Here is a 25,215-nt window from a genome sequence, read left to right as displayed (position 1 = left end):
ATAAGTTATCGAGAATTCGGTTAGATAATTGCGGAATGTTGTGACAGCCTCCAAGGAAGGCCGCATTGGGAAATTCACTACCGGAATTTGAATTTGCTTCACAGGCTGCTTTTATGTAAAGTCATATATGCATGTTTCACTATTTGCAGGACTATACATATGAGCTCATTCCACGATTCTGTTCACGGCTGTACTGGTTTCCGATCGATGCCGCGCCGTCAGGTCCTTCAGGCGGGTGTACTCGGCACGCTCGGATTGTCGATGGCCGATCTGTTTCGACTGCAGGCTGAGGAAACCTCGCCAACAGCAGGCGCTTCAGGGAAAAAGATAGAACCACGTGCCATGAGCGTGATTCAGATCAACTTACCCGGCGGATTTCCGCATCATGAGTCATTCGATCCTAAGCCCGAAGCGCCGGTTGAATATCGTGGCTCCTTTGGCGTAGTTAAAACGAGAACTGGCGATGTGTTCAGCGATAACCTGCCGATGCTGGCGGGCATTGCTGACAAGATCACAGTAGTCCGTTCCGTCGTGGGGAAGATTCCCGACCACGGGCTGGCAACCTATCACCTGCACACTGGTTACACGCCTTCGACGGTGATCGACTACCCGCAGATCGGATCGGTCGTTTCGCACGAACTCGGGGCCCGTGGCGAACTCCCCTGTTATATCGCGATTCCCGGTAAGAATGCCTCCAGCGGGGGGACGGGGTTTCTCCCGAGCATCCATGGTCCGTTCGAAACTGGCGGCGACCCGGCAACACAGAAGAAGAACTTCCGCGTTCGTGACTTCTCATTGCCTGCTGACCTCTCACTCGAACAGCTCCAGCGGAGACGGGCGGTTCGCGACATGGTCGAACAGCGAATCCGCGGACTCGAAGCCAATCCGGTTCTGCTCGATACAATGGATGAGTTCCACTATCGAGCTTACTCACTCCTGACCTCAGCTGATGCCCAGAATGCTTTCTCATTTGATAGTGAAACCGATGAGACATTCGAATTGTATGGCAGCGAGGTTACAGGTGACATCAAAGGACCTGATGGCAGGCTTCACCCCAAAGGACTGGCCGAGCGGCTGATTATTGCTCGACGACTTGTCGAATCCGGTGTGCGTTTCGTAACACTGGAATACGGGTCCTGGGATTGCCACAGCGGTGTCGAAAAAACGTGTCTCGATCAGATGCGGCCCTTCGATTATGCAATTTCGGGACTGGTCTCCGACTTGGATCGCCGTGGTTTGCTCGATACGACTATTGTCTGGGTTACGAGCGAGTTCGGCCGCACACCGAAGGTCAATAAAGAGAGTGGACGCGACCACTGGGCTCGCTGCTATTCAATGATGCTCGCTGGTGGTGGTTTCCAGCGAGGCCTCGTTCACGGTGCCAGCGACTCAACAGGTGGCGAACCTGTCCGAGATGCGGTGACGCTTGAAAACCTCATCGCGACGATCTATCACCAGATGGGGATCGATGCAAACAAAGAGCTGGTCGCTTTTGGTACGCGACCTATCGAAATTATTCGCGATGCTCAGGTCGTCAAACCGCTGATCAGTTAGCTTATCCGATAAGTGTCGATGAGATTTTTCCTGCAGGAGCAAGAGCAGCATGCGCGCGTTCATTGGGCCAATTCTTTCATTATTAATCTGCTTCGTACTATCGAGTGGTCTCGTTTCGGCTGACCCGTGGATCGCCGGAGTGACTCCACGGCTTGTTGGACGAGGCACAACAAGTGAAATTGTGATCGATCGATGGCGGCATGAAGCAATTGACGTGCTGTTCTACCCAGATCATTCCGTAGGACCGGATGATAAGAGCGGCGATCAAACTGGTATTCGTTGCGTCGGTACTCAGTTCGATTCCAAAAAGCAGCGGCTCATCTGTCAGCTCGAGGTCGAGACGGACTGCCGACCCGGCGAGCATCCTTTCCGCGTCCTCACTGCTGTGGGACTCTCATCAATGGGTACGGTTCATGTGGGGCCCTTTCCTGTCATCGATGAAGAAGAGACCAAAGCCAACACAAACGATACCCCGGAAACGGCTCTGCTGATCGATTCAGACATCACCGTTAGAGGTACTCTTTCCAACAGTTCCTATGAGGATGTCGACTGTTTCCGCGTGGCTGGCAAAGCCGGTCAAAGACTTTCTGTTGAAGTTGACATGGTCAAAATGGGCGACGATCTTCGGTGGAATCCTGTACCCGACGGTTACGATTCCGTCGTCACAATTCTCGACCCATCCGGAAAACGGATCGCAAAAAATGATGACTCATCGCTGAATCGCCAGGATCCACTTTTGTCGATGAAGCTGCCAGTCGATGGTGACTACACGATTATCCTGCAACGGTCGATGTTTATTCCAGAAGCGAGGGAATACGCGATCCACATAGGCCGGTTCTTCCGACCATTGGCCGCTTATCCACTTGGTGGACCGACTGGTTCGTCACTCTCAGTCGAATTGCTGGGAGACCCACTCGGCCCGGTTTCACAAACGATCTCGCTGCCCAAGTCAAGTGGTACATTTCCACTCATGGGCGACGCACCATCACCACTCCCTATGCGATCGAGCCCGTTTCCCAATGTACTTGAATCTTCCGGTGAAAATGAGACTGTTGTGTCTGCAATCCCAGTTGCGGTAAATGGGATTCTCGCCAATTCAGACGAGACAGACCGCTTTCGCATCACTGTGAAAAAGAGTGTGCCGTTGCAGGTACGAGTATGGGCCAAAGCACTCGGCTCGCCAGTGGATCCTTCAATCCGGTTGCGACCTGTCGATCCGTCAGGAGAACTTGGAACTATTGAACTTCAAGCCGACGACGCGACGCGACCTGAACGCGACATCTTTGGCGGGCAAGGCGATTTCCCTGATACATTTGACCCGTCCGTCATCTGGACTCCTAAGCAGGATGGCGACTATGTTCTTGAAGTCTTCGATCCGCGTGGTGTCGGCGGCCCCACTCACGTTTATCGTGTTGAAATCGCTCCACCCGAAAATATTCTCCACATTGGCCTTCCGTTTGAGGGATATAAACCTGAGAGGCCGCGAAAGACGTCGCTGTCCGTGCCACGAGGGAGTCGCTGGACGGTGAAGCTTTCGCTCTACCCTGCTCAGGGGAGCAACATTACCGGGCCTCTCGATTTCTCGGTTGAAGGACTGCCCCCCGGTGTGAGAATGCTGTCATCACAACTTCCATCCCTGCAGTCAGCCTGGCCGATGACGCTCATCGCTGATGAGGACGCCCCCCTTTCAGCATCAATCATTCAAATCAAGGCTCAACCTGCTGAAGGAGGCGATCCATTCGTAACCGTCAATCAACAGAACTTGCAGCGGGTATCGTATTCACACTATCCGTGGCGAAACATTCGAGTAGATCGATTTGCGACCGCAATCAGTGAACCAGCGGGATTCGAGGTCATACTCGATGCACCCAAGCAGCCGCTGATGCGAGGGTCCGAACTCACAATCCCCGTACGGATCGTGCGGCAACCGTGGTGCGACGAACCCCTTGAAATACAGTGTGAATTCGCACCACCAGGCGTCGGCACATCGCCAGCTGAGATCATCCCCTCCGGAGAAAGCACAGCCAATCTGACGCTCTCTGCCAATGCAAGCGCGAAACTTGGCAGCTCGCCGCTCTATGTCATGGTCACCACGACTCAGGCTCGAGGTGGACGAGAAAATAGCTCGGTCAGAGGTGACACGGATCAGGGTTCTGAACGTGTGAGAGTCTCGTCGGAAGTCATTAATATCGAGGTCGCCGAGCCGTTTGTATCGCTTGCGAGTGAACCACAAAGTGTCCGCCGGGGCAATAAAATCAAGTACCGCTGGACCGTCAAACAGTTACGTCCCTACGAGGGACAGGCGAGTGTTCGCATGCTTGGCCTGCCAGTCGGTCTGGTAGCGGTCGGGCCTGAGCCAACTATCGATAAAACGTCCAATGAGGTTGAAGTGGAACTTGAGGCACACGACGAAGCATTGCTCGGTCTGGTTGGCGAACTTAATTGTGAAGTGCGGTTCATTGTCGGCGGCGAAGATATTCTCCTGAGAACGGGTTCGGGCAAGCTGAGAATCGACCCGAGACTTGAAAAGTAACCATACGGACAAATCAGAACGCAGAAACAAACAAAGGCTAATTACTGTGAATTTCAAATCAATTCTGACTCTGCTGATTGCAGGTTTGTCATTGTTCCCGAATGTCATCCATGCTGCCGATTCCCTCGGCGACAAGACTGACTCAAGCAGTTCGATCGTGCCAAGTTTCCGGCGTGATGTCATGCCGGTCTTTTTTCGGGCAGGATGCAATTCTGGTACCTGTCACGGTTCGGCCCGCGGCAAGGATGGTTTTATGCTTTCGCTGTTTGGCTACGATCCAGACGGTGACTACCGACGGACAGTCGCGGAGATGCCGGGACGTCGTGTGAACACAGCTCTCCCCCAGGAAAGCCTGCTGCTTCTCAAAGCCATTGGTGCCGTGCCTCACACCGGGGGCAAGCGATTTGAACGTGACAGCGATCTGGCAAAAGTCCTCATCGCCTGGATTGAGGCAGGAGCCCCCGATGACGTCGGCAACGTGCCAGAGGTGGCGGGAATCGAAGTTTCTAAACCTTCAATTGTATTTGACAAGGCCAGTGATACTGTAGATCTGCAAGTGACGGCGACCTATGCCGACGGCTCGACCCGCGATGTCACTCATCTGGCTTTGTTCGGCACCAACAATTCGAGCGTAGCCGAAATCGACCCTGACGGCCGCGTCTCCTCCAAGGGGCCGGGAGACACAACTGTATTTGCGCGATTCAGTCGGTTTACCGTCGGAGCCGAGGTGATCGTGCTGCCATCCATTGAAGGTTTTACCTGGCCCAATCCGCCGGAGAATAACTTTATTGATCGGCTCGTCTTTGAGAGACTGCAAAAATTGCGGATTGCACCTTCAGAACTCTGCGACGACGAAACATTCCTCAGGCGGGTCACGCTCGACCTTGCCGCCCGGCCTCCGACAGTCGAGGAATACGAGGCCTTTATGGCTGACACTTCGGCCGACAAACGGTCGCAGAAAATCGATACTCTACTCGATAGTGAAGACTTCACCGACTACATCACCGCACTTTGGGGGGAGTTGTTCCGGATCAACAGCCAGGACTACACGGGGCGAGCCGACTCTCACAAGCCGGCAAACGCTTTCAATGCCTGGCTGCGTGATCAGATTGCCGCCGACCGACCGTTCGACGAAGTGGTTGCCGATATGACAACTGCAGTCGGCAGTACGAACATCGATGGCCAGACCGGCCTCTACACGATGCTCATTAAAGACTACAAACTGAATCCCAAAGTGCTGGCAGCCGATTACTCCCAACTCTTTCTCGGCGTGCGGATGCAATGTGCAGAATGCCACAATCATCCCTTTGATCGCTGGACGATGGACGACTATTACGGCTTCGTCAGTTTCTTCACCTGTGTGGAGCGAAAAACTGGCAGCGACAGTCGCGACAGGACCGTCATTTTCGATCCTTCTGCCCCGCCAGCAAAGCATGCCCTCGATGGCCGTCCCGTTCCGGCTAAACTCCTCGGTGAAGTCGAACCAGTCGGCGGCGAAGGCGATCCCCGACGAGCCTTGGCAGCCTGGATCAAAGATCCTGAAAACGATCTGTTTAATCGGAATATCGTGAACCGGTTGTGGGCTCACCTGTTTGGTGTGGGAATTGTCGATCCGGTTGATGACTTCCGGGCAACGAATCCTCCGGCTAACGGTCCCTTGCTCGAAGCACTTGCGGCTCGGTTTGCAGAACACGGCCGAAAACTGCGGCCTATGGTTCGAGACATCTGCAATTCGAGGGTGTACCAGCTTTCGATCGAACCGACACCTTCCGGTAAGGATGATCAGCGACAGTTCTCACACGCTCAACTCCGACGACTTCGAGCCGATGTCATGTTAGATTCAATTGTGGCCGTAACCGGTGAGCCACGTTCATTCCCCAAGACCCCGACTGGCACTAAGGCCATCAACTACATCAATCGGCATCATTACTATACAGCCACTGGTGATTTCGTACTCGATACTTTCGGCCAGTCTCCCCGAGATACGGTTTGCGCCTGCGACACAAGGACCGATCCCTCACTTACGCAGGTCATGCACTTGCTCGTGGGCGACACCTCCGGCCCAAGAGTGCACACGGCGGCTACTCGCGGAGTGCTGAAGAAGATCATCGAAAGTCAATCTACACCTGAAGGTGTTATCGAGGCGATTTTTATACGCGTTCTCTCCCGTCGTCCAACAACAGCAGAAATGCAGATGATTCGCGAACTCGTGAATGAGGAAAATCCATCGACCGTTTATGAGGATATCTTCGCCGGACTGATCAACTCGAGTGAGTTCCTCTTCAATCACTGACACATTGACTCGAATTTGCCTCCCCACCAAAAAAGATCACACTTACTCGATTCGGAGATAATGATGAATTTCCTGCTCAGCCACTTATCGCTGCCCGTACTTTCGGCAGCGGTCCTTCTGGCCAGCAGTCCTTATGTCTGTGCTGATGACGGCAAAGAAAAGGACACAGACAAGCCAGTCACCTATGAGGATCATGTCTTTCCAATTCTTAAAAAAAATTGTGCGACCTGCCATGGAGACGGAAAGCAGGAAGCCGGGCTGAATCTTGCGAATTACGCAAACACGATCAAAGGGAGCGGCGGCGGTGAAATCGTGGTGGCCGGTCGGTCTTCAGCGAGTCGTCTGATTGAAGTGTTGACATCGACAGAAGACGGGGAGCGGATGCCACCTGATGGTGATCCCCTCTCTCCTGAAGTGATCGAACTGATCAAGAAATGGATAGATTCCGGGCTGCGTGAAAACGCAGGAAGTTCTGTGGCCGAAATGCGGACACTGGGCTTCAAAGCCACGACTCCGACAGATGAAGCGGGACCAGGTGCTGTTCCGGTGAACCTGTCGACTTTCCCCAGCGTGACCACGTTGCGTCCGTATCCACTACTGGCCATTGCCGCCAGTTCGCGGGCACCTGTTGTTGCCACAAGTGGCTATGGCGAGATCAAGCTGTTCGACCCGACAACTCATAGTTCATATGGAGCAATCCCGTTTCCAGAGGGAGAGCCGCTCGTGCTCACATTCAGCCGATCCGGGCGTCTGCTCCTGGCTGCTGGCGGCAAGCCCGTTCAAAGTGGATCTGTTGTGCTCTTTGATGTGGCCACAGGGAAACGACTGGCTAGCGTGGGCGACGAGCCCGACGCGATCATGGCGGCTGATATCTCACCTGACGAGAAACTGGTGGCGATCGGTTGCACGAGCCGACTCGTGAAACTCTTTTCCACCGAAGATGGCAGCCTCAAGGCAACCATTGATAAGCACACCGACTGGGTCACTGCCGTCGCCTTTTCACCTGACGGAAAATATCTGGCAACTGCGGACAGGATCGGCAATATTCACATCTGGGACGGTAAGTCCGGGGGAGTGATACTACCACTTTCCGAACATAAGAAATCTGTTCGCGCTCTCTCCTGGAGAAGCGACTCGGGTGTCGTTGCTTCCTGTAGTGAGGACGGCACAGTCGTCTGGTGGGATGTGAAAGATGGCTGGCCACTGGCGAACAGACCAAACGCTCACACGGATGGCGTGCTCGACTGCCAATTCGGACCGAACGGGGAACTCGCCACCTGTGGCCGCGATGGGACCGTTAAGATCTGGTCGGCTGAGGGGAACGAACTGAAAAAGTTTACCATTACCGCCGAAGAAACTGCCAAGAGTCAGCTTCCGCCAGGCGTACAACTGCTGCCGACCAGAGTCGCGGTGGCAAGCGACGGCTCCACAGTCCTGGTCGGAGACACAGCCGGAAACCTGCACTCATGGAAGTTTCCCTGAGCTGATTGTAATTACCTGCAGCAGACAAACGTCTGCATTGCTCCATTTCAGATAATGTGTTTTTACTGCAGTTTACTGTAGCGGCTTTTGATGGTTTGAGCCTTATATTTCCAGTCAATCACACGTTACATATTCTTTGAAACGGCTATAGAATCTAAAATATAATCAAGGCATCTATGATCAAGGTATCATCGCATCTTGCGATAGCCCGACGAATGGAACACTTGAGGATTTCACTGGCGACATTCGCTGCGGTCAGACGAGCAATATATTCTCAAGTAATTGTAATCTCATAATGGGAGTTGAAGGTTTTCAATCCCTCAGTGTCTGCAAGTCGGTTCATATATTTTAAGGCATTGGCTGGGCATTTCAAAACCTTTGACATCGAAATCTCCCAAGTAAATCATCATTGCATTCTGAAGCCATTAGACCATTTTCAAATGATTTCTGCAGTCGTATGGACATCAAATGGTTTAAAACACTGAGTTTGCTCCTGCCGAACGCTGCAGGTGTTTTTGAATATGCTTTAGATCCATTGTGTGTCATGTTGGCTCGACACGTTGACTATGTGAGCCTGGAATTCTTCCAACGTCAGACTTGCGTTCCAATCACCGTGCCCCTGAAATCCCCCCCCCATATAGCGGAACGGTACAAGTGTTTGGAAGAATATTGTGGTACTGGATTCGAAATCAAATTTCAATTCAGCACAAAATGAAATAGTGATTCTGAAGATCGTCACACTGAAAATAGAAAATCCGCCTTGACAACGTTTACACTTGTAGTTATTTACACATGTAAACGTTAAAGGAGGATTCAAAATGGCTCATGTTTCGATTTCAGATGCCGAATGGCAGGTCATGAATGTTGTGTGGGAAGAGCAGCCGTTGACGTCGCAGGAGATTGTTGCCCAACTGGCGGATCAGGCCGACTGGGCAGCTGCGACGATTAAAACGATGTTGCATCGTTTAGTGAAAAAGAAAGTGCTTACTTTCGAACAGCAGGGGAACCGCTATGTCTATCGGTCCTGCGTCCGTCGCGCGGACTGTGTTAAACAGGCCAGCCGTTCTTTTTTGCAGCGTGTCTTTGAAAGCGAGCCGGCTCCGTTACTCGCTCATTTTATGCAAACCACAAAACTCTCCGCAGAAGAAATTGCAGATCTTCGTCGCATTCTCGATAAGAAGGAGGCTCAGAAATGAATGGATTCACGACTGCTTTAAATTGGGTCGAAAACTCATCAGAAGAAATGTTAATCATTGTTATCACTTCAGCGATTGCAGCTGGGCTAGTCGCTGCCCTCGTTCTGGCAATCAATCTGTTTTTCCGGCGCTGGCTGACATCAAAGCAAATGGGACTGTTGTGGGGACTGGTGCTGATTCGTCTGGCGATGCCTTTTGCTCCCGAGAGTACAGTGAGTCTTCAAAACTTTTTCGTGTCTTCCGTCCATGAGGCACCTCGACATATGGAGAGACGGGATGCCTATGTTGCAGCATCCACACCAAACCAGGAACTGTTGGATTGGCCTGAATGGCAAATTACCAAATCCGTCGAAACGGCGGCCCCCACGATTGGAGTTGTCGAGTATCTCTTCACATCGTTCATTTCAATCCTCGAATTAGTAATTAGTCTGCAATATTTACCACTGATCTGGCTTTGCGGTTCAGTGGCGATTTTTACACGGATGCTTGTCATTCACTGGCGGTTTGCTCGAAAGGTCCAGCAATCTCCCATCTCTAAGGATGAACGCTTATTGCGATTATGGATATCATGCTGTGAACAGGCCAGTGTTCGTCGCAAGCTGCCTGTCATTCTTTTTGATGGCGTTTCCCAGCCTTCCATTATGGGAGCATTTCGGCCCCGGTTATTACTGCCGACAGACATTATCGAGCTGAACGACGAACAACTCAAACTCATCATGCTACATGAATTGGCGCATGTTCGCCGATGGGACGTTGCCATCAATTGGGGACTGTTTGCAAATCGAATTCTCCACTGGTGGAATCCAATCTACTGGCTTGCAGTCACGCGGTATTGCAGCCTGCGTGAACAAACTTGCGATGCGATGGTCTTACACTGGATGAGTTCGTCTCCTGAAGAAAACACGAATCGCGACTATTGCAGAGAGTACAGCGAATTACTCCTGACATTAGCACAGCGGCCTCATTTCAGTTCGCGTTGGAAAGTCTCTTTGCCCGTTTCCATTCTGGGATTATTTTCGGCCTCTGTTCAAAAAAGATCGGTCTCGAATCGATTGCATGCACTGCATCGTGCGACAATCAAACGTCACGCCGCTGTGACCTCAGTCGTATTTACGACCATTGTTGTTATTGCCGCTTGTGGATTAACGAATGCAAAGCAACCAAGTGCTGAACATTATATTGAGGATTATTTATCGACTAACACCGGCTCTTTTACTTTTCCTTGCCAGCCATCATACGATCAAACCGAACCCTTTAAGGTCATTGTCTATTCGATGGACGAAGCTCTGCATGGTATCGCTAAACAGGAAGGAATCACCGACGAAGACGCCCGTAAATTGCTGGTAGCCCAGGTAAACTTTTTCTTTGAATGCATCCAGCCACCGGTTCCGCTTGAAATGCATCAGGAAAATCCAGAGCACTTAATACCAGAGCAGCTAAAGCCGACGGCCAACTGGAAAGATTTGCACCTTGTTGTAAACGGGCCAGAAACAGTTCATAAGGAATTCGGTATTCAAGTCGATGCCTGGCAGAAAAGTGGACTCAGTCAGATCACCATCGAAGCCCGATTTATTGTAGTGAGTAAGAATATTGCAGATTCCTTGGGAATCAAATGGGACAAACAGGAAGATAATACCGTGAGACCATCGGGTTCAGAACATGAGAAGAGCACGCCAAACGACGAGCACTTTCTTATTCCTCGGACAACAGTGCTGACCACAAAACAGGCATTTGAATATATCCAGGCGGCTCAGGGAGACGAACGATCCAATATCTGGTTCGCCCCTAAGGTGACACTCTTCAACGGGCAAAAAGCAACCATTTCCGATATTGTCCAACGTCCATTTGTCGTTGGCGTTTCCAGGAATGAATCAGGAAAATTAGAACCAGAGATCAGAATTATTGAAGACGGGGTAAAATTGACCTGTCGAGCAACCCTTGCAGCAGATAGTTCCATAATCCATTTCAGTGGAATTTACGACTGCAGTTCCATTGATGATGTTCAAACTTTTTCTTCAACGGTGCAAGGAAGGAAAGCCTCTATTCAGGTTCCCAGCGTGACAGCGCACTGTCTCCATTTTTCCGAAGAATTGAAAGATTCCCAAACTTTTCTCATCGAGTGTTATTCCGATCAAAAGCAGAAAGAATGTGTTTACCTGATGATTGCCCCATACGTCATCAAAGATCCTGATTGATAACTTCAGGAATTAGGTATGGGACAACTTGTTCAATCAATGCCGTCATGGAACGCACATGCATTCAAAAGCCCGGCTCTCTCAATTAGTCGGGCTTTTTTTGCAGGTCGGGTGAGCTCATCATAACGCTGACGAACGGGAATCCATATCGGAAGTAAGTCCAGACTGTATGGCAGACCGTCTGCATCACCTATTGGTGGATCTCGAAATTGCTCAGGATATTTGAGTGCAGATGCTCTGCTTGCACGAAAACACTTCTGGATCGTTGCAAATCAAACGACGGGTTGCATAATCTCGATGGTAGACCAATGTGCCTGCGATAGACCAACGACTTTCATTACGGCAAACAATAAAAGTGTGACATCCTGCAGGCTGGTGGGAGTCCACCAATAAGGAATTCCTTACTTCGATATCTCAAACACGACAAGTACTGGCCGATGGTCGGATGCGATTGATTCATCGATCACTTCAGAACTTATCATTTTAAGTGAAGAGCCACGATAGAAAATGTAATCGATACGAGAACGAGGGTTTTGTGAAGGAGCAGATGGCTGTTTCTGTTCATCAATGGCATTCATCCACTCTTGTTGAAGTATCTGTATTGGCTCTTCATCTGGCTTAGCATTCATATCTCCTGCGAGGATGGTTGGGATGGACCTGTCGTCAAAGAATTGATTAATTGCTTTTGCCTCAGCGACACGGTCTTCAGGAACATTGTGCTGAAAGTGTGTGCTGATAAACCGCACCGGCATTTTGTTTGGTAAACGTACAATCACCGAAATAGCTGCTCGCGGATAGGTGGTCTGTTCGGGGGTGCTTTCTGTGTAAGGCAGTGGCTGAATGTGAACGTCTTCATAATTGAAGCGAGACAGAATGGCATTTCCAAAAAGTCCCCCTTCATAGTGCTGTGTTGGACCGAACCGAACTTTCAAGCCGGTAAGGTCAGCCAGTTGACGAGCCTCGTGGAGTTGACCTGATCGTCTCACTCCGACATCAACTTCCTGCAGAGCGACAAGATCGGGTTTCGCTTTTTCGATGACCTTCGCCAGCCGAGGGATATCGTAAACCTTGTCCATGCCTTGGCCATAATGAATATTATAGCAAAGGACCCGGAGGACTAGCGGTTCATCAGCTTGTGCGTTGGCAGATTGAAAGGACATCAAGAACAAAAGAGGAATTACAAGAGTCCAATGTCGAATTGTCGTTAACATCAATCACATCACTTTCTTTTTGAGTAATTCGAACATTTTCGGTGCGATAAAATCAAAAAGCAAGGATTATCCAAACACTTCGGAGACAGAGAATTGAAATGAGAACACACTCATCTGCTGGAAGATGCCTCTCGCCTGGATCTCTAAATCATCGATGAAGGAAGATCGATATCTTCTAAGCGCCTTCAGTGATGTGTCGTTGTCTGTACTTTCCATCGCTTTCCCGCTTGCCCGGAGTCAGTCCAACATCAGAGTTCACCCGCTCTTGGAAATCGTATTGATCCCTATCAGCCAGAACCATCTCACTGGTCACATAGCCCACTCGCGGTATGGAGCGGAACAACTCTCGTTGCTGCTGTTGCTGGATTGGAGATGAAGTTTGAAGTGACTCAGCCCGTAAGCATGTTGAGGCATGCCATCGTACTCACAGGGACTCTATTTCTTATCTAGGGCGGTTTTTCAGTATTTCATGGACAATCCGAGACTCTTCCACGCCTGTTAGCTTGAAGTCCAATCCCTGGTTCCGATAGGTGAACCGCGCATGATCGATTCCTAACAGATGAAGTATCGTTGCGTGCAAATCGCGTACATGGACGGGATTTTCGGCGACGTTATAGCTGAAATCGTCCGTGGTCCCAAAAGTCAAACCGGGTTGAGTCCCTCCTCCAGCCATCCACATCGTAAAGCAGCGTGGGTGATGATCCCGACCACCTTCCGGACTATCCCACTTTCCCTGGCCAGCAACACTCCGGCCGAATTCTCCTCCCCATAGTACCAGTGTTTCGTCGAGTAACCCTCTCTGCTTCAGGTCTGTTACCAGGGCAGCGCTCGCCTGATCTGTATCTCGGCAGCGAGCAACGCACCACGAACTGAGTCGACTGTGATGATCCCAATCGGGATGAATCAATTGCACGAATCGAACCCCTCGTTCAATAAGTTTTCTAGCCATAATACAATTTGCCGCATAAGTTCCCGGCCTGCGGGAATCCGGTCCATACAATTCAAAAGTTGATTCCGGCTCATCAGACAGATCTGTCATTTCGGGAACACTACTTTGCATACGCCAGGCCATTTCGTACTGACTGATGCGCGTCTCGATTTCAGGATCCCCGGTCAGTTCCAAACGCTTTTGATTGAGCTCGGCAATTCCATCCAACATCGAGCGTCGAATTTCTCGTGGCATCCCAGCCGGATCTTTCAGGTAAAGTACCGGATCCTTGGCATTTCTCAGTTTCACCCCCTGGTAACGCGATGGCAAAAAACCACTCCCCCAATAATGCTCGTAAAGAGGTTGGTCGGATGGGCGCTTCATTTGCGAAATCAGAACAAGATAATCGGGCATATCGCGATTCTCGCTCCCCAATCCATAACTGGTCCAGGCCCCTAAACTGGGGCGTCCGGCCAAGTGATGTCCTGTTAAGAATTTCGTCATCGCCGGGGCGTGATTGATCTGATCGGTGACCATCGACTTGACGAAGCACAGATCGTCGGCGACTTTGGAAAGATACGGAAGCCATTCTCCCAGGCTCGCGCCACTCTCACCGTATTGGTCGAACTTCGTGCGAGAAGGCATGATAAGCTGTTTTTGATTGGCTGTCATTGTCGTCAGGCGTTGTCCTTGACGTACACTTTCCGGAAGTTCTTTGCCTGCCCATTCCTTCAGGCCTGGCTTGTCGTCGAATAACTCAATCTGGGACGGTCCCCCCGATTGTGTAAGGAAGATCACATTTTTCGCTGTGGGGGAATGATGAGGCAATTCCGGAAGACCAATTGCTGGATTTATTTTAGCAGCTGCATCGGCACTATTGTTTTCCAAACACTGTAAAGCCATCGCCCCTAAGCTGACAGAAGTGGCTTGTCCTAGAAAATATCGTCGAGCCTGCAGCCATAATGGGCTTAGATTATGATTTTTTGAATTATTCATGACTGATCGCTTCATCAAGATTAAAAATGAGACTGGCTATAACCATTAAGGCCGCTTGCTCCACATACTGGGAATCATCCTGATTTTCGGGTTGACCAAAGTTAAGAAGCCTTTTCGCGTCGTCAGGATGCTTCGCGTAATAAACATTTGTGCGTTCGAATTCCCGAATTAGAATGGCCTGTTCTTCCGCTGTCGGACTGCGTGTCAGCACACGTTGAAATAGCTGATCGACCTGATGTTCAACAGAAACTGAATCCTTCATGATACATTGTGCAAGTTCCCGAGAGGCCTCCAACTGAGTCTGATCATTTAGCAATGTCAGTGCATGCAGTGGCGTGTTTGTGAGTCTGCGACCGACCTCACAGACGCGGCGTTGAGCACTGTCGAACAAAAAGGTTGGAGCGGCTGAACGTCTCCAGAACGCGTAAATGGTTCTTCGAAATTGTGCTGGACCTTGGCTGGATTCATACACAAAACGTCCCATGAACATTTCTTTCCAGACTCCTTCCGGCTGATACGGCATAACAGGGGGGCCACCAATGGCTGGATTTAACAAACCACTGGACAGCAGAGCCGCATCTCGGATCATCCAACTGGGCAGGCGAAAGCGGGTGGCCCGTGCCAATAATCGATTTTCTGGATCCATTTCGTAAAGCTCTTTTGAGACATTGCTACTTTGTCGATATGTCTGACTGGTAACAATTTCTTTTAAGAGATGTTTCAAGTTCCAGTCACTTTCAACGAGCTCTAAGGCAAGCCAATCGAGTAGATCTGGATGACTCGGGAATTCCCCCTGCAATCCGAAATCATCAGGCGTTCTTACCAGTCCGGCTCCAAAGCAAAGTTGCCATAAATGATTCGAGATAACCCGACTGGTCAAGGGATTTTCGGGGGAGACAATCCAGTTCGCTAAATCCAAACGTGACAGCTCATTCTCGGAAGAAAGCGACATGATGGCTGAGGGCACATCGGCAGAAACAATCTTCCCTTTATTATCCCAGACGCCTCGTTCCAGAATGTGAGTTTCCCGCTTTTCCGCTTTTTCGGACAGAACCATCACATTGAGCTTGCCGGCTGCTTTTTTAACCTGCAACAACTGATTCTTCGCCTGCTCCAGAGCAGCATTGACTACTTGAAACTCTATGTGATCCACAAGGAACTGAGCAAACAATTCACTGCGTAACTCAGAGTTCACTTCCGCTGAGGAGTTCACCTCTGCTAATGCGAGTTTTTCGAGAGGCATCGGCTCTAAGCTACGAACTGCCTGGCCGGGTTGATCAGTCACGGAGACTCGAAATCGTCCGATGTTGGCATTGCCTTCTGTCGATCGATGCAGCAGAACAACGACCAATTCTTCACCCTGCTCCAAAAAAAGAGGATCTCCAAGTTCAAAGACTGCAGTGTGAGGAACGATTTCTTCGATGCCTGCTGTTGTCCAGCCGTTGCGTGGATCGTCATCTAATGTGTCTTTAATAAGACCATATCGACGACCTTTGGTTGGAGGTTCGGCATCAGCGATTGCGTTGGTTATTTGAATATCCTGCAGTTGCGATCGACCTTTTTGATGAACTTGTAACTTGATGTCAGTCAATATGAATTCGCCGTTCTCTCCCCGCGTATACTTTCCGGAAGTATGGCTGGCATGCGGAAAGATCTCGAGTCGGATACCTGTGATTCGAGTGTGACCATGGTTAACGAATACAAGATAATCATCTTGCCGCGGGAGTGGCCCGGAAGTTTGGACGATCCCATCACCAACATGATCGAGAACGGTGCCTGCTACAGATTCCAGCCGGCCTGGCTGAATGATTGTCCAACCTTGATATTCCTTTTCCGTTTGTTGAACAAGCTGATCTAACCAAACTGCAAATTCCTGTTCAGCTCTTTTTTTTACGGAGTCTACTTTTTTCGCCCTGAATTCTACTAACTGTTCGGCTTCGGCTACGGCTCTGTCGACATAAGGAGATGAATATTCTAAATAAGGTTTGGCTTTCCGCCCGGCACTTCCGTCTTCATCGATATTGTTGAAGAAAGCAAACAGACTGTAATAGTCCTCCTGAGTAATCGGATCGAACTTGTGAGAATGGCACTGCGCACACCCCAGTGTCAGACCCAGTAAGACAGTGCCGGTGGTATTGACACGGTCGATAACATAATCAATCCGAGATTCTTCAGGGTCTCGGCCACCCTCCCCATTTGTCATGTGCTGACGATGAAAGCTGGTCGCGAGAATTTGTTCGTCTGATGCGTTGGGAAGAAGATCGCCAGCAAATTGTTCACGGATAAATTTATTAAACGGCTGATTACTGTTGAATTCATGAATAACCCAATCGCGCCACGGCCAGTTTGTCCGAGTGGCATCCTGTTGAAATCCATCCGTATCGGAATAACGAGCGGCATCCAACCACCACATTGCCATCCTCTCACCATAATGGTCCGAGGCCAGCAATCTCTCGACGAGCTGCTCATAGGCGTCAGCGGATGTGTCACTCAAAAATTTCTGAGCCTGTTTGGATGTTGGAGGTAGGCCCGTTAAGTCAAAGCAGACTCTTCTAAGCAGCGTTCGCTTATCGGCTGGCGATGATAAGGAGAGTCCTGCTTTTTTGAGACGCGTGGTTACGAAATAGTCAATCGGATGCTGTGCCCGGTCAGGGATCACCGGACGAATCGGTTTCTCATAGGCCCAATGCTTCCCCCAGTGTGCCCCTCCTTCAATCCATTTTCGCAAGATCATGACTTCAGCATCGGTAAGAGGCTTACGGTGAGAATCCTGAGGAGGCATCAACAGTGTCTCATCATCCGTAGTAATTCGTGTCATCAGTTCACTCTCACTGATTTTGTGAGGAACAATAACCGCATATCCGCCTCGATCAGCAAAGGCGTCTTCTTTGAGATCCAGACGAAGATCTGCTTCTCGGTGAGACTCGTCTGGGCCATGACAATGGAAACAACGGTCTGAAAGAATCGGCAGTACATCTCGGCTGAAGCGAATCTCTTCAGCGGATGACTCGGATCGCGAACACAGAAGGGCTGATATCATGAGCAATAGAATCAATTTTACAGGCATGAATAATTTCATTATTGCGTAACTCTTTAAGACAATATTGGATACTTCTATTTCATATACTTTATCAAGGATTTAAACAGTGTCTTGAATAACGCTTCGCATTTATGGTATGTTTTGACCATGACAGATAATTCACCGCATAACTTCCAGTCACAGTTTTTTGAGAATAATCCTCTGGCGGAATCCTTGATTTCGCTGTTCGATGCCCTGCCACAAACATATTTTTACGTCAAAGACTGTCAAAGTCGGTTTGTGAAGGTGAACCATTTATTTTTAGAGAACCATGGATTAACGGATGAATCACAGGCATTGGGAAAATGTGATCGAGATTTTCATCCCCCCTCGCTTGCTCAGGCGTACATGGATGAAGATCAACGGATGATGGAAAGCCGCAAGGCTTTGCCCGGTCAGGTCTGGCTGGTGCTTCACCGCAGACGCACTCCCCGTTGGTATGTTTCCACCAAAACGCCATTGTTTAATATCTCAGGGGATGTGGTCGGGCTTGCGGGTGCAATGTACAGAATTGAAGATCGCGAAGAATTAGCACGGCACTTTCACGAATTATTGCCAGTCATCACATTTATCGAAGAAAACTTTGCAGAATCGATCAATATGAAGGAGATGGCCCAACTGGCCGGAATCTCTTCAACTCATTTTAATCGACGTTTTCGCCAGTTACTGCATAAGACTCCCCTCGAATATCTCAGGGCAATTCGAACTCAAAGCGCTCAACGTATGTTGACTACAACCTCGCGCAGTCTGGCTGAGATTGCTGCCGCATCAGGCTTTACTGACCAGAGCCATTTGACCAGACGCTTCCGTCAGGTCACTGGTATGACACCTGCTGCTTACCGCAAAAAGTTCAGGAACTGAATTACGATCAGCAGAAGCCGAAAGTCGGAGATCAACAGAAGTTGACCGAAGCCGTGGGGCTACGGACTGAAGTTACAGAGTTCTTATGAACTGCTGTTGCAGTCCAGTCAACATGCTCGGATGAATTTTACCAGAAGAGAAGCATGAACCTGTATGGTTTCGCGACAAGGCAGGACCGTCGAATCAAACTCGGGCCTCATCGTCTGGAAAACGAATTTCTCAAACGGCATAGTTATTGACTGGAGTCGCAGCCGAAGAAGGCTCCGTGGGAGCACTGGAATCAAATCCCAGCCACTTATACCGTGTTCCAAATGAAAACCGGAGAAGTTCAACGATTTTTAAGAACACTGGTTATCATTCAGATGAATACCGGAAAATAATCAAACGCGGGTGGCGGGGGCGCTCTCGAAGAGAAGCCCCCGAATCTTTGAACTTCCGGGGGCTTCCGCTGAAGCGGAGCGCCCCCGCCACCCCGGAGGTTCTGTTCAAGATGTTACAGGAAATCCGGTTTTCAATTGGAACAGGGTTTAGGTGTTTTCCTTTAAACCGATTTTCCAGTGTCGAGCACATTCATTGCAAAGCGATTTGTACGAGATTTCACACAGATCAGGGCAGAAATCGAGATGATCAAACGAGCAGAATCAGGGGTACAAATCGAGCAAAGCTTTGACCTTAACGAATGTTCTCTATAAGCCAGTATGCATCGAATTATTTCGATACATACGATAACGAGTTCGCACAAGTTCTTGTTGATATTATCCGCGATCTTTGTCATAATTCAATTCTTCCGATTGGATGTCCAATCCCACCTGAATTGCCTTCCTCACCACTGACCTTAGGTTTTGACGCCATGCTGGCATCGTCAACATTTTCAATACATCACCAGGAATGGATCATCTGGTTGTTTTTCATCTCACTTCCGTTTGCTGAGATCTCGGCGTCAGAGCCACCTTACTTTGAAACGGAAATTCGACCGATCCTCCGAGAGCACTGTTTTGACTGTCACGGTGCGACCGCCGAATTGGAAGGAGGTCTCGATCTTAGACTTGTGCGATTTATGAAATCCGGCGGTGATTCGGGAATGGCAATTGTTCCTGGCAACCCTGCTTCAAGCCTGCTGTTGGAACGTGTTCATGAGGGCGACATGCCACCCGGTGAGTCTCGGGTTTCGCCAGAGAAGATCGCAATCCTGGAAGAGTGGATTCGGCAAGGAGCACCAACACTCCGTGCCGAATCCGAGGAAATCGGGCCGGGAATTCCGATTACCGAGGAGGAACGTAATTACTGGGCATATCGACCAATTACTCGGCCAAGAATTCCGGAATTCTCCACAGACGAACGCATCCGAACGCCAATCGATGCCTTGATCGCCAACGCAATGCCGGAGGGTTTGACCTTTTCATCAGATGCTGATCGGTTCACGCTCATCCAGCGGGCCTACTATGCTTTAATTGGCCTGCCTCCCACGCTTGAGCAGATCAACAAATGGCAGCAACATGCAGATTCCAATTGGTACGATCAGTTAATTGAAGAGTTACTGGCTTCACCACATTACGGTGAACGTTGGGCACGACATTGGCTGGACACTGCTGGTTACGCCGACAGTGATGGCTACACCGTCGCGGATCGCAGTCGAGAATGGGCCTGGCGTTATCGCGATTATGTCATCAAGTCGTTCAATACGGACAAACCCTTCGACCAGTTGATCATTGAACAACTCGCCGGAGACGAACTCGCTGGACCGATTGTCGGCGATTTGACAGAGCGTCAGATTGAACTTCTAACAGCAACTGGTTTTCTACGAATGGCAGCGGACGGAACTGGTAGCGGCGACAACAGCCCCGAAGCCCGCAACAAAACCATCGCGGATACGCTACAGATTGTCGGCACGACGCTGCTAGGGTCGAGTGTGCATTGTGCTCAATGCCACGACCACCGCTATGACCCGATTTCCCAAGTAGACTATTTCGCTTTACGAGCTGTTTTTGAGCCGGCATTGGATTGGAAAGCATGGAAGCCGCCAGCAGCACGCTTAATTTCACTCTCAACCGAACAAGATCGAGCCGAAGCCGCAAAAATTGAAGAGGAGGTCAAACAGATCGCTGCAGAAAAAGCGACTAAACAGGCAGCGTTTATCAAGGAAGTCTTCGAAGAGGAATTGTTGAAGTACGAAGAACCGCTGCAGTCGCAATTACGAACCGCATACGAAACCCCAGCGAAGGATCGCGATACGGAGCAAACCAAGTTGCTCGCCAGTAATCCGAGCATCAACATTTCTGCTGGAGTGCTTTACCAGTACCGCCCAGATGCAGCCGAAGAGTTGAAGAAATTTGATGCCCAAATTGCTGAGCTGCGGGCGAAAAAACCGGTCGAGCAATTCATCATGGCGTTAATCGAACCTCCCAACCATCAGCCTGTCACGCATCTGTTCCACCGAGGTGATTTTAACCAGCCCAAACAAGTTGTTGTACCAGCCGGTTTGACCGTTGCTGCGGCAGAAGGAGAGCGTGTCACGTTTCCGAACAACGCCCCGGAGTTGCCGACCACAGGCCGAAGACTTGCTTTTGCAAATTGGCTGACCAACCCTGAAAATCCTCTTGCTGCTCGTGCAATTGTTAACCGGATCTGGATGCATCATTTCGGACGCGGAATCGTGGCAACACCGGGAGATTTTGGAAAGCTGGGCAGTGAACCGACACATCCTGAACTCCTCGACTGGCTCGCACGCGACTTCATAGATCACGGCTGGAGCCTGAAACATTTACATACACAGATTCTGACATCAACTGCATGGCGACAAAGTTCGTTTCGGCATCCTTCAGGTGAGGCAATCGATGCTGATAATCAGTATTACTGGAGGAAGTCACTGCAGCGTGTAGAAGCGGAGATTCTTCGCGATTCGATACTGTTGGCTTCAGGAAGTCTGAATCCCAAGCTTTATGGCCCTCCGGTTGAAGTAGCTGAAGATGAAACCGGGCAGGTCAGGATTGACAGTAAGCAACCGAGGCGGAGTCTGTATGCGCAAATTCGTCGCAGTCAGCCAGTCGGTATGCTGCAGGCTTTTGATGCCCCTGTGATGAAGGTGAATTGCGACGTGCGATCTAACACAACGGTCGCACCACAATCATTAATGATGCTCAATGGCGAGTTTGTGCTAGAGCAGGCTGGATTGGTTGCCGATCGAACGATTGAACTTGCTGCGATGGACTCTCAGCAAACAATCCAGTTCGACCTTTCCCAATTACCTTCACCAATCTGGAGTTATGGAACCGGTGAAGTGAACGAGGAAACAGGAACTGTTAGCAAATTTGTTGATCTACCGCACTTCACAGGGAGTTCCTGGCAAGGTGGACCGAAGGCTCCCGACTCAGTGTTTGGTTGGGTGATCCTCAACGCCAACGGCGGTCATCCTGGCAACCGGAAACTTCCGGCACTGCGCCGTTGGACTGCTCCAACGGATGGACAAGTCAGCATTGCCGGGACTCTCCAACATGGCAGCGAAAATGGCGACGGTGTCCGCGGTCGAGTCTTTTCATCTGGCGGCCAGAGGGGTCTCTGGCAAGTGCAGAACAACTCGACCCCTACAAATGTAACCACTTTTACGGTCCAGGCTGGCGAAGCAATTGATATGGTCGTCGATTGTCTGGAAAATGAAAACTCAGACTCGTTCAATTGGCCAGTTAAACTGACATTCACGCCCGTTGGCGGGGATGCGGTCGTTCATGATTCTATCACCGCTTTTCGTGGGCCAGCAGATGATTTTTCCGAGTTGCCAGCCCAGATAATTGCGGCGTGGCAACTCATCTTGGCACGCTCTCCCAGCCCAGATGAATTGAAGATGTCAATGGAGTTTGCCAGCCAGCAACTCAAGTTGATGACTCATCATTCTGCAGGCACAGCCCCAAATCGCACACCGGGCAAACAGGTATTGGTCAACATCTGTCAAATGCTGATGAATTCCAATGAGTTTCTTTATATCGAATAAACACGGAGCAGTCCGGTCATGAATTCTCACCTACCAATAAACTCTCGACGCCAGTTTCTACAGCAGACCGGCATGGGTGTCGGTGCTGTCGCGTTGCAATGGATGTTGAATCGTGAATCGGCGACCGCGAAACCGCCTGTCCTGAAGGACAAACCACACAACGATCTCCTACCACGAGCCCCCCACTTTGAGCCTCAGGCGACAGCGATGATTTCTCTATTCCAGCATGGTGGGCCAGCACACATGGATCTCACGGACCCGAAACCCGAATTGAGCAAACATCATGGTATGGATTACTCGGGCGACATCCAGTTTTCATTCGTCAACGAAGCGAGTAAAAAATTATTCGGAAGCCCGTTTCATTTTCAGCCATACGGAGAAAGCGGAACCGAACTTTCCGAACTGCTTCCTCACACCGCAGGCATCGTCGATGATCTCTGCCTGATACGCAGCATGCACACAGGGGCAAATGGTCACGAAGTCTCCATCCGATATTTTCACGGCGGCATCCCTGCCGTCTTGGGCAGGCCTACGTTTGGTTCCTGGCTGACATATGCATTAGGCAGTGAGACGCAGGACTTGCCTGCATTCATGGTCTTGTCCGACCCGGGTGGTCATCCTGTCGACGGAGTCACGAATTGGAGCAACGGTTTTATGCCGTCCATGTTCCAGGGGACAGTGCTACGACCGAAGGAACCACGTATCTTCAATCTACAGCCTCCTAAGCATTTATCCGGTCCGTTTCAGCGTCAGAATCTTGACTTTTTGCAATCTCTCAATCAGCAGCATCTGGAGGATCACCCGGGGGAATCTGACCTGGAAGCTCGAATAGCCAGCTACGAACTAGCGGCCCGCATGCAGACGGCAGCCAGTGATGCACTCGATATTTCTCAGGAAACCGCATCGACCCATTCGATGTATGGATTGGATCAACCTGAAACACGCGATTATGGCACGCGCTGCCTGCTAGCCCGCCGATTTGTTGAACGAGGCGTACGCTTCATACAACTGTTTCACAGCGGTCAGCCGTGGGATAACCACAGCAACATTAAAACAGGACTGGCATCGATCTGCAAAAAGACCGATCAACCTGTCGCAGCTTTGGTCAAAGACTTGAAGCAACGCGGAATGCTCGACTCCACACTGGTCCACTGGGGTGGAGAAATTGGACGACTGCCAGTCACTCAAGATCATGGATCCCCTGAGAAGGCAGGCCGCGATCATAATGGGCAGGGCTTTAGTATCTGGCTGGCGGGCGGTGGAATTCGCGGCGGAATGACATTTGGTAAAACCGACGAGTTTGGCCACCGCGCGGTCGAGAACATCGTTACTCCAAACGATTTCCAAGCGACGATCATGCACCAGTTTGGCCTGAATCACGAGCAGGTTGTTTACACACATGGCAACCAGCAACAAGTTATCACTGCGAATCGTCCCGCACGGGTCGTCTAAGAAATTATCACATGAATTCCAAGACTTTTCACAAATCCAAGTTCTTTGAAGGAACTTGGATTTGAAAAAGATGATTGTAGTGAATGGATTTGCCTCTTTGGGAACCTGCGAGTTTTCCAATAAATAAATGTTTTATAAATTGTCTGCATCGGCTATTATTCAATTATGAAAAATTCCATCAATCGTCGACGTTTCATTCTTCGATCAGCTGCCGTCTCTCTCGCTTTGCCGGGGTTGCCATCATTGGTGACAGGGGCGGATATTAAGAGCTCAGAGATCGCAGAGTCTCAGGGTGCAGGTACTGGTGCTCGCCGGTTTGTTGCTGTGGGTAACCTACTCGGCTTTCAGCAGAAGCATTTCTTTCCAGAGACGACAGGGAAAGCGTATGAAGAAACGCCACTACTGAAACCTCTGGCTGCGAATCGCGACCAGATTACGGTCTATCGTGGCCTGGACCATGGTCTTCGCGGAGGTCACTTCGCAGTGCATACGTTTTTATCGGGCTTGCTGCATCACGAGTCAAAAAACCGCGCAGATGGCAACGTCACAATTGATCAGTTCATTGCTGATGAAGTAGGCAATCAAACGAGATTCCCATCGTTAACGGTCGGCTCGGAAGGTGGTATCCATGGCGGTTGTCAACTTTCGTGGACTAAGTCCGGTGTTCGCGTTCCGCCAATCACGGGACCTGCAGAGTTGTTTGATCGACTGTTTGTCACCGATTCTGAAGAACGTCACAAACAGCAAGTGAAGGCAAACTCTTTGCAGGCTTCTGTTCTCGATTCAATCCGCGAGGAAGCCGGGGCTCTTTCCAAGCGAGTTAACACAGAAGACAAAGCGAAGCTCGATGAATATTTCAGTTCGATTCGCGATGTCGAAAAACGATTAGAGCTTCGCCAACGTTGGGCAGATCAACCCAAGCCGAAAGCACCTTTCGATAAGCCAGCTGACAAAAACACGGTCGAAGATCTCCCAATGCTTTATGAGTTGATCGCACTCGCATTGCAGACAGACTCGACACGCATCGCAACTCTCGAAATTGGTGGCAGCTTTTTGCCTCAGCATCTGGGGATCGATAAGTCCTATCACGGCTTATCGCATCACGGCAACGATGAAGAAACGATTGCCCACCTTGTCACGCTCGAAAAGTATCAACTGGAGCAGTACGGAAAGTTCCTGACCCGCCTTGCTGGAATTCAGGACGGCGAGCAATCGCTATTGGACTCGACAGCGGTCCTCTTCGGCAGCGGCATGGGCAGCGCCAACTCTCACACCAACTCAGACCTGCCGATTATTGTGGCTGGTGGTGGCTACGGAAAAGGAGAGTTTAAGCAGGCACCGACCAGCGGCCCCGGCAAGATTCCGTTGTGCAATCTCTTCCTGGACATCGCTCAGCGCATGGGCGTCCAGAAAGAATCCTTCGGAACGAGTACCGGAACTTTTTCGTAAC

13 protein-coding genes are annotated in these 25,215 nt (G+C 50.2%); 10 read left to right on the top strand and 3 right to left on the bottom strand.

The annotated features are described in order from the left end of the window. The first annotated feature begins 159 nt into the window (after positions 1-159). The 6 genes from Pan54_RS06215 to Pan54_RS06190 all read left to right on the top strand — a co-directional run bounded on the left by Pan54_RS06215 (position 160) and on the right by Pan54_RS06190 (position 11,253). Positions 160-1,554 carry a DUF1501 domain-containing protein gene (locus tag Pan54_RS06215; RefSeq protein WP_146502678.1) on the top strand — a complete coding sequence of 465 codons (1,395 nt, stop codon included), beginning with the start codon at positions 160-162 and terminating at the stop codon, positions 1,552-1,554. Positions 1,555-1,603: 49 nt separating this feature from the next. Beyond that, positions 1,604-4,087 carry a PPC domain-containing protein gene (locus Pan54_RS06210; protein WP_146502677.1) on the top strand — a complete coding sequence of 828 codons (2,484 nt, stop codon included), beginning with the start codon at positions 1,604-1,606 and terminating at the stop codon, positions 4,085-4,087. Positions 4,088-4,133: 46 nt separating this feature from the next. Next, a complete protein-coding gene (locus Pan54_RS06205) occupies positions 4,134-6,380 on the top strand; it encodes a DUF1549 domain-containing protein (RefSeq protein ID WP_242631238.1) in 2,247 nt (748 codons plus the stop codon). A gap of 60 nt (positions 6,381-6,440) precedes the next feature. Continuing rightward, positions 6,441-7,862 carry a c-type cytochrome domain-containing protein gene (locus tag Pan54_RS06200; RefSeq protein WP_242631237.1) on the top strand — a complete coding sequence of 474 codons (1,422 nt, stop codon included), beginning with the start codon at positions 6,441-6,443 and terminating at the stop codon, positions 7,860-7,862. 818 nt (positions 7,863-8,680) lie between these two features. Then, positions 8,681-9,058 (top strand): BlaI/MecI/CopY family transcriptional regulator, encoded by a 378-nt coding sequence (locus tag Pan54_RS06195; RefSeq protein WP_146502676.1) that lies wholly within the window; start codon positions 8,681-8,683, stop codon positions 9,056-9,058. Further along, positions 9,055-11,253, top strand: a complete 2,199-nt coding sequence (locus Pan54_RS06190; RefSeq protein WP_146502675.1) for a M56 family metallopeptidase — start codon at positions 9,055-9,057, stop codon at positions 11,251-11,253. The genes Pan54_RS06195 and Pan54_RS06190 overlap by 4 nt, the downstream gene beginning before the upstream one ends. Positions 11,254-11,654: 401 nt before the next feature. Here the strand turns inward: Pan54_RS06190 and Pan54_RS06185 are convergent, their stop codons facing one another. The 3 genes from Pan54_RS06185 to Pan54_RS06175 all read right to left on the bottom strand — a co-directional run bounded on the left by Pan54_RS06185 (position 11,655) and on the right by Pan54_RS06175 (position 17,428). Next, positions 11,655-12,413 carry an endonuclease/exonuclease/phosphatase family protein gene (locus Pan54_RS06185; RefSeq protein ID WP_207310058.1) on the bottom strand — a complete coding sequence of 253 codons (759 nt, stop codon included), beginning with the start codon at positions 12,411-12,413 and terminating at the stop codon, positions 11,655-11,657. A 493-nt stretch (positions 12,414-12,906) separates the two neighbouring features. Further along, a complete protein-coding gene (locus Pan54_RS06180) occupies positions 12,907-14,388 on the bottom strand; it encodes a DUF1501 domain-containing protein (RefSeq protein ID WP_146502673.1) in 1,482 nt (493 codons plus the stop codon). Continuing rightward, positions 14,381-17,428, bottom strand: a complete 3,048-nt coding sequence (locus tag Pan54_RS06175; protein ID WP_242631236.1) for a PSD1 and planctomycete cytochrome C domain-containing protein — start codon at positions 17,426-17,428, stop codon at positions 14,381-14,383. The genes Pan54_RS06180 and Pan54_RS06175 overlap by 8 nt, the downstream gene beginning before the upstream one ends. A 147-nt stretch (positions 17,429-17,575) precedes the next feature. Here Pan54_RS06175 and Pan54_RS06170 point away from each other — a divergent pair, with 147 nt between their 5' ends. The 4 genes from Pan54_RS06170 to Pan54_RS06155 all read left to right on the top strand — a co-directional run bounded on the left by Pan54_RS06170 (position 17,576) and on the right by Pan54_RS06155 (position 25,214). Further along, the gene (locus tag Pan54_RS06170; protein WP_146502671.1) at positions 17,576-18,328 is read left to right on the top strand and encodes an AraC family transcriptional regulator; all 753 of its coding nucleotides are present in this window, start codon (positions 17,576-17,578) and stop codon (positions 18,326-18,328) included. Positions 18,329-19,007: 679 nt separating this feature from the next. Further along, positions 19,008-22,313, top strand: a complete 3,306-nt coding sequence (locus tag Pan54_RS06165; protein ID WP_146502670.1) for a DUF1553 domain-containing protein — start codon at positions 19,008-19,010, stop codon at positions 22,311-22,313. Positions 22,314-22,331: 18 nt separating this feature from the next. Further along, positions 22,332-23,765 (top strand): DUF1501 domain-containing protein, encoded by a 1,434-nt coding sequence (locus Pan54_RS06160; RefSeq protein ID WP_165441612.1) that lies wholly within the window; start codon positions 22,332-22,334, stop codon positions 23,763-23,765. Positions 23,766-23,930: 165 nt separating this feature from the next. Continuing rightward, on the top strand, positions 23,931-25,214 hold the full coding sequence (locus tag Pan54_RS06155; RefSeq protein ID WP_146502669.1) for a DUF1552 domain-containing protein: 1,284 nt from the start codon (positions 23,931-23,933) through the stop codon (positions 25,212-25,214). Position 25,215: the final 1 nt, after the last annotated feature.

Origin of the sequence: Rubinisphaera italica (genome assembly GCF_007859715.1) — a bacterium.
GTDB lineage: Bacteria > Planctomycetota > Planctomycetia > Planctomycetales > Planctomycetaceae > Rubinisphaera > Rubinisphaera italica.
The sequence above is the reverse complement of the archived record's forward strand: the minus strand, read 5'-3'. Positions and strand labels throughout refer to the sequence as shown.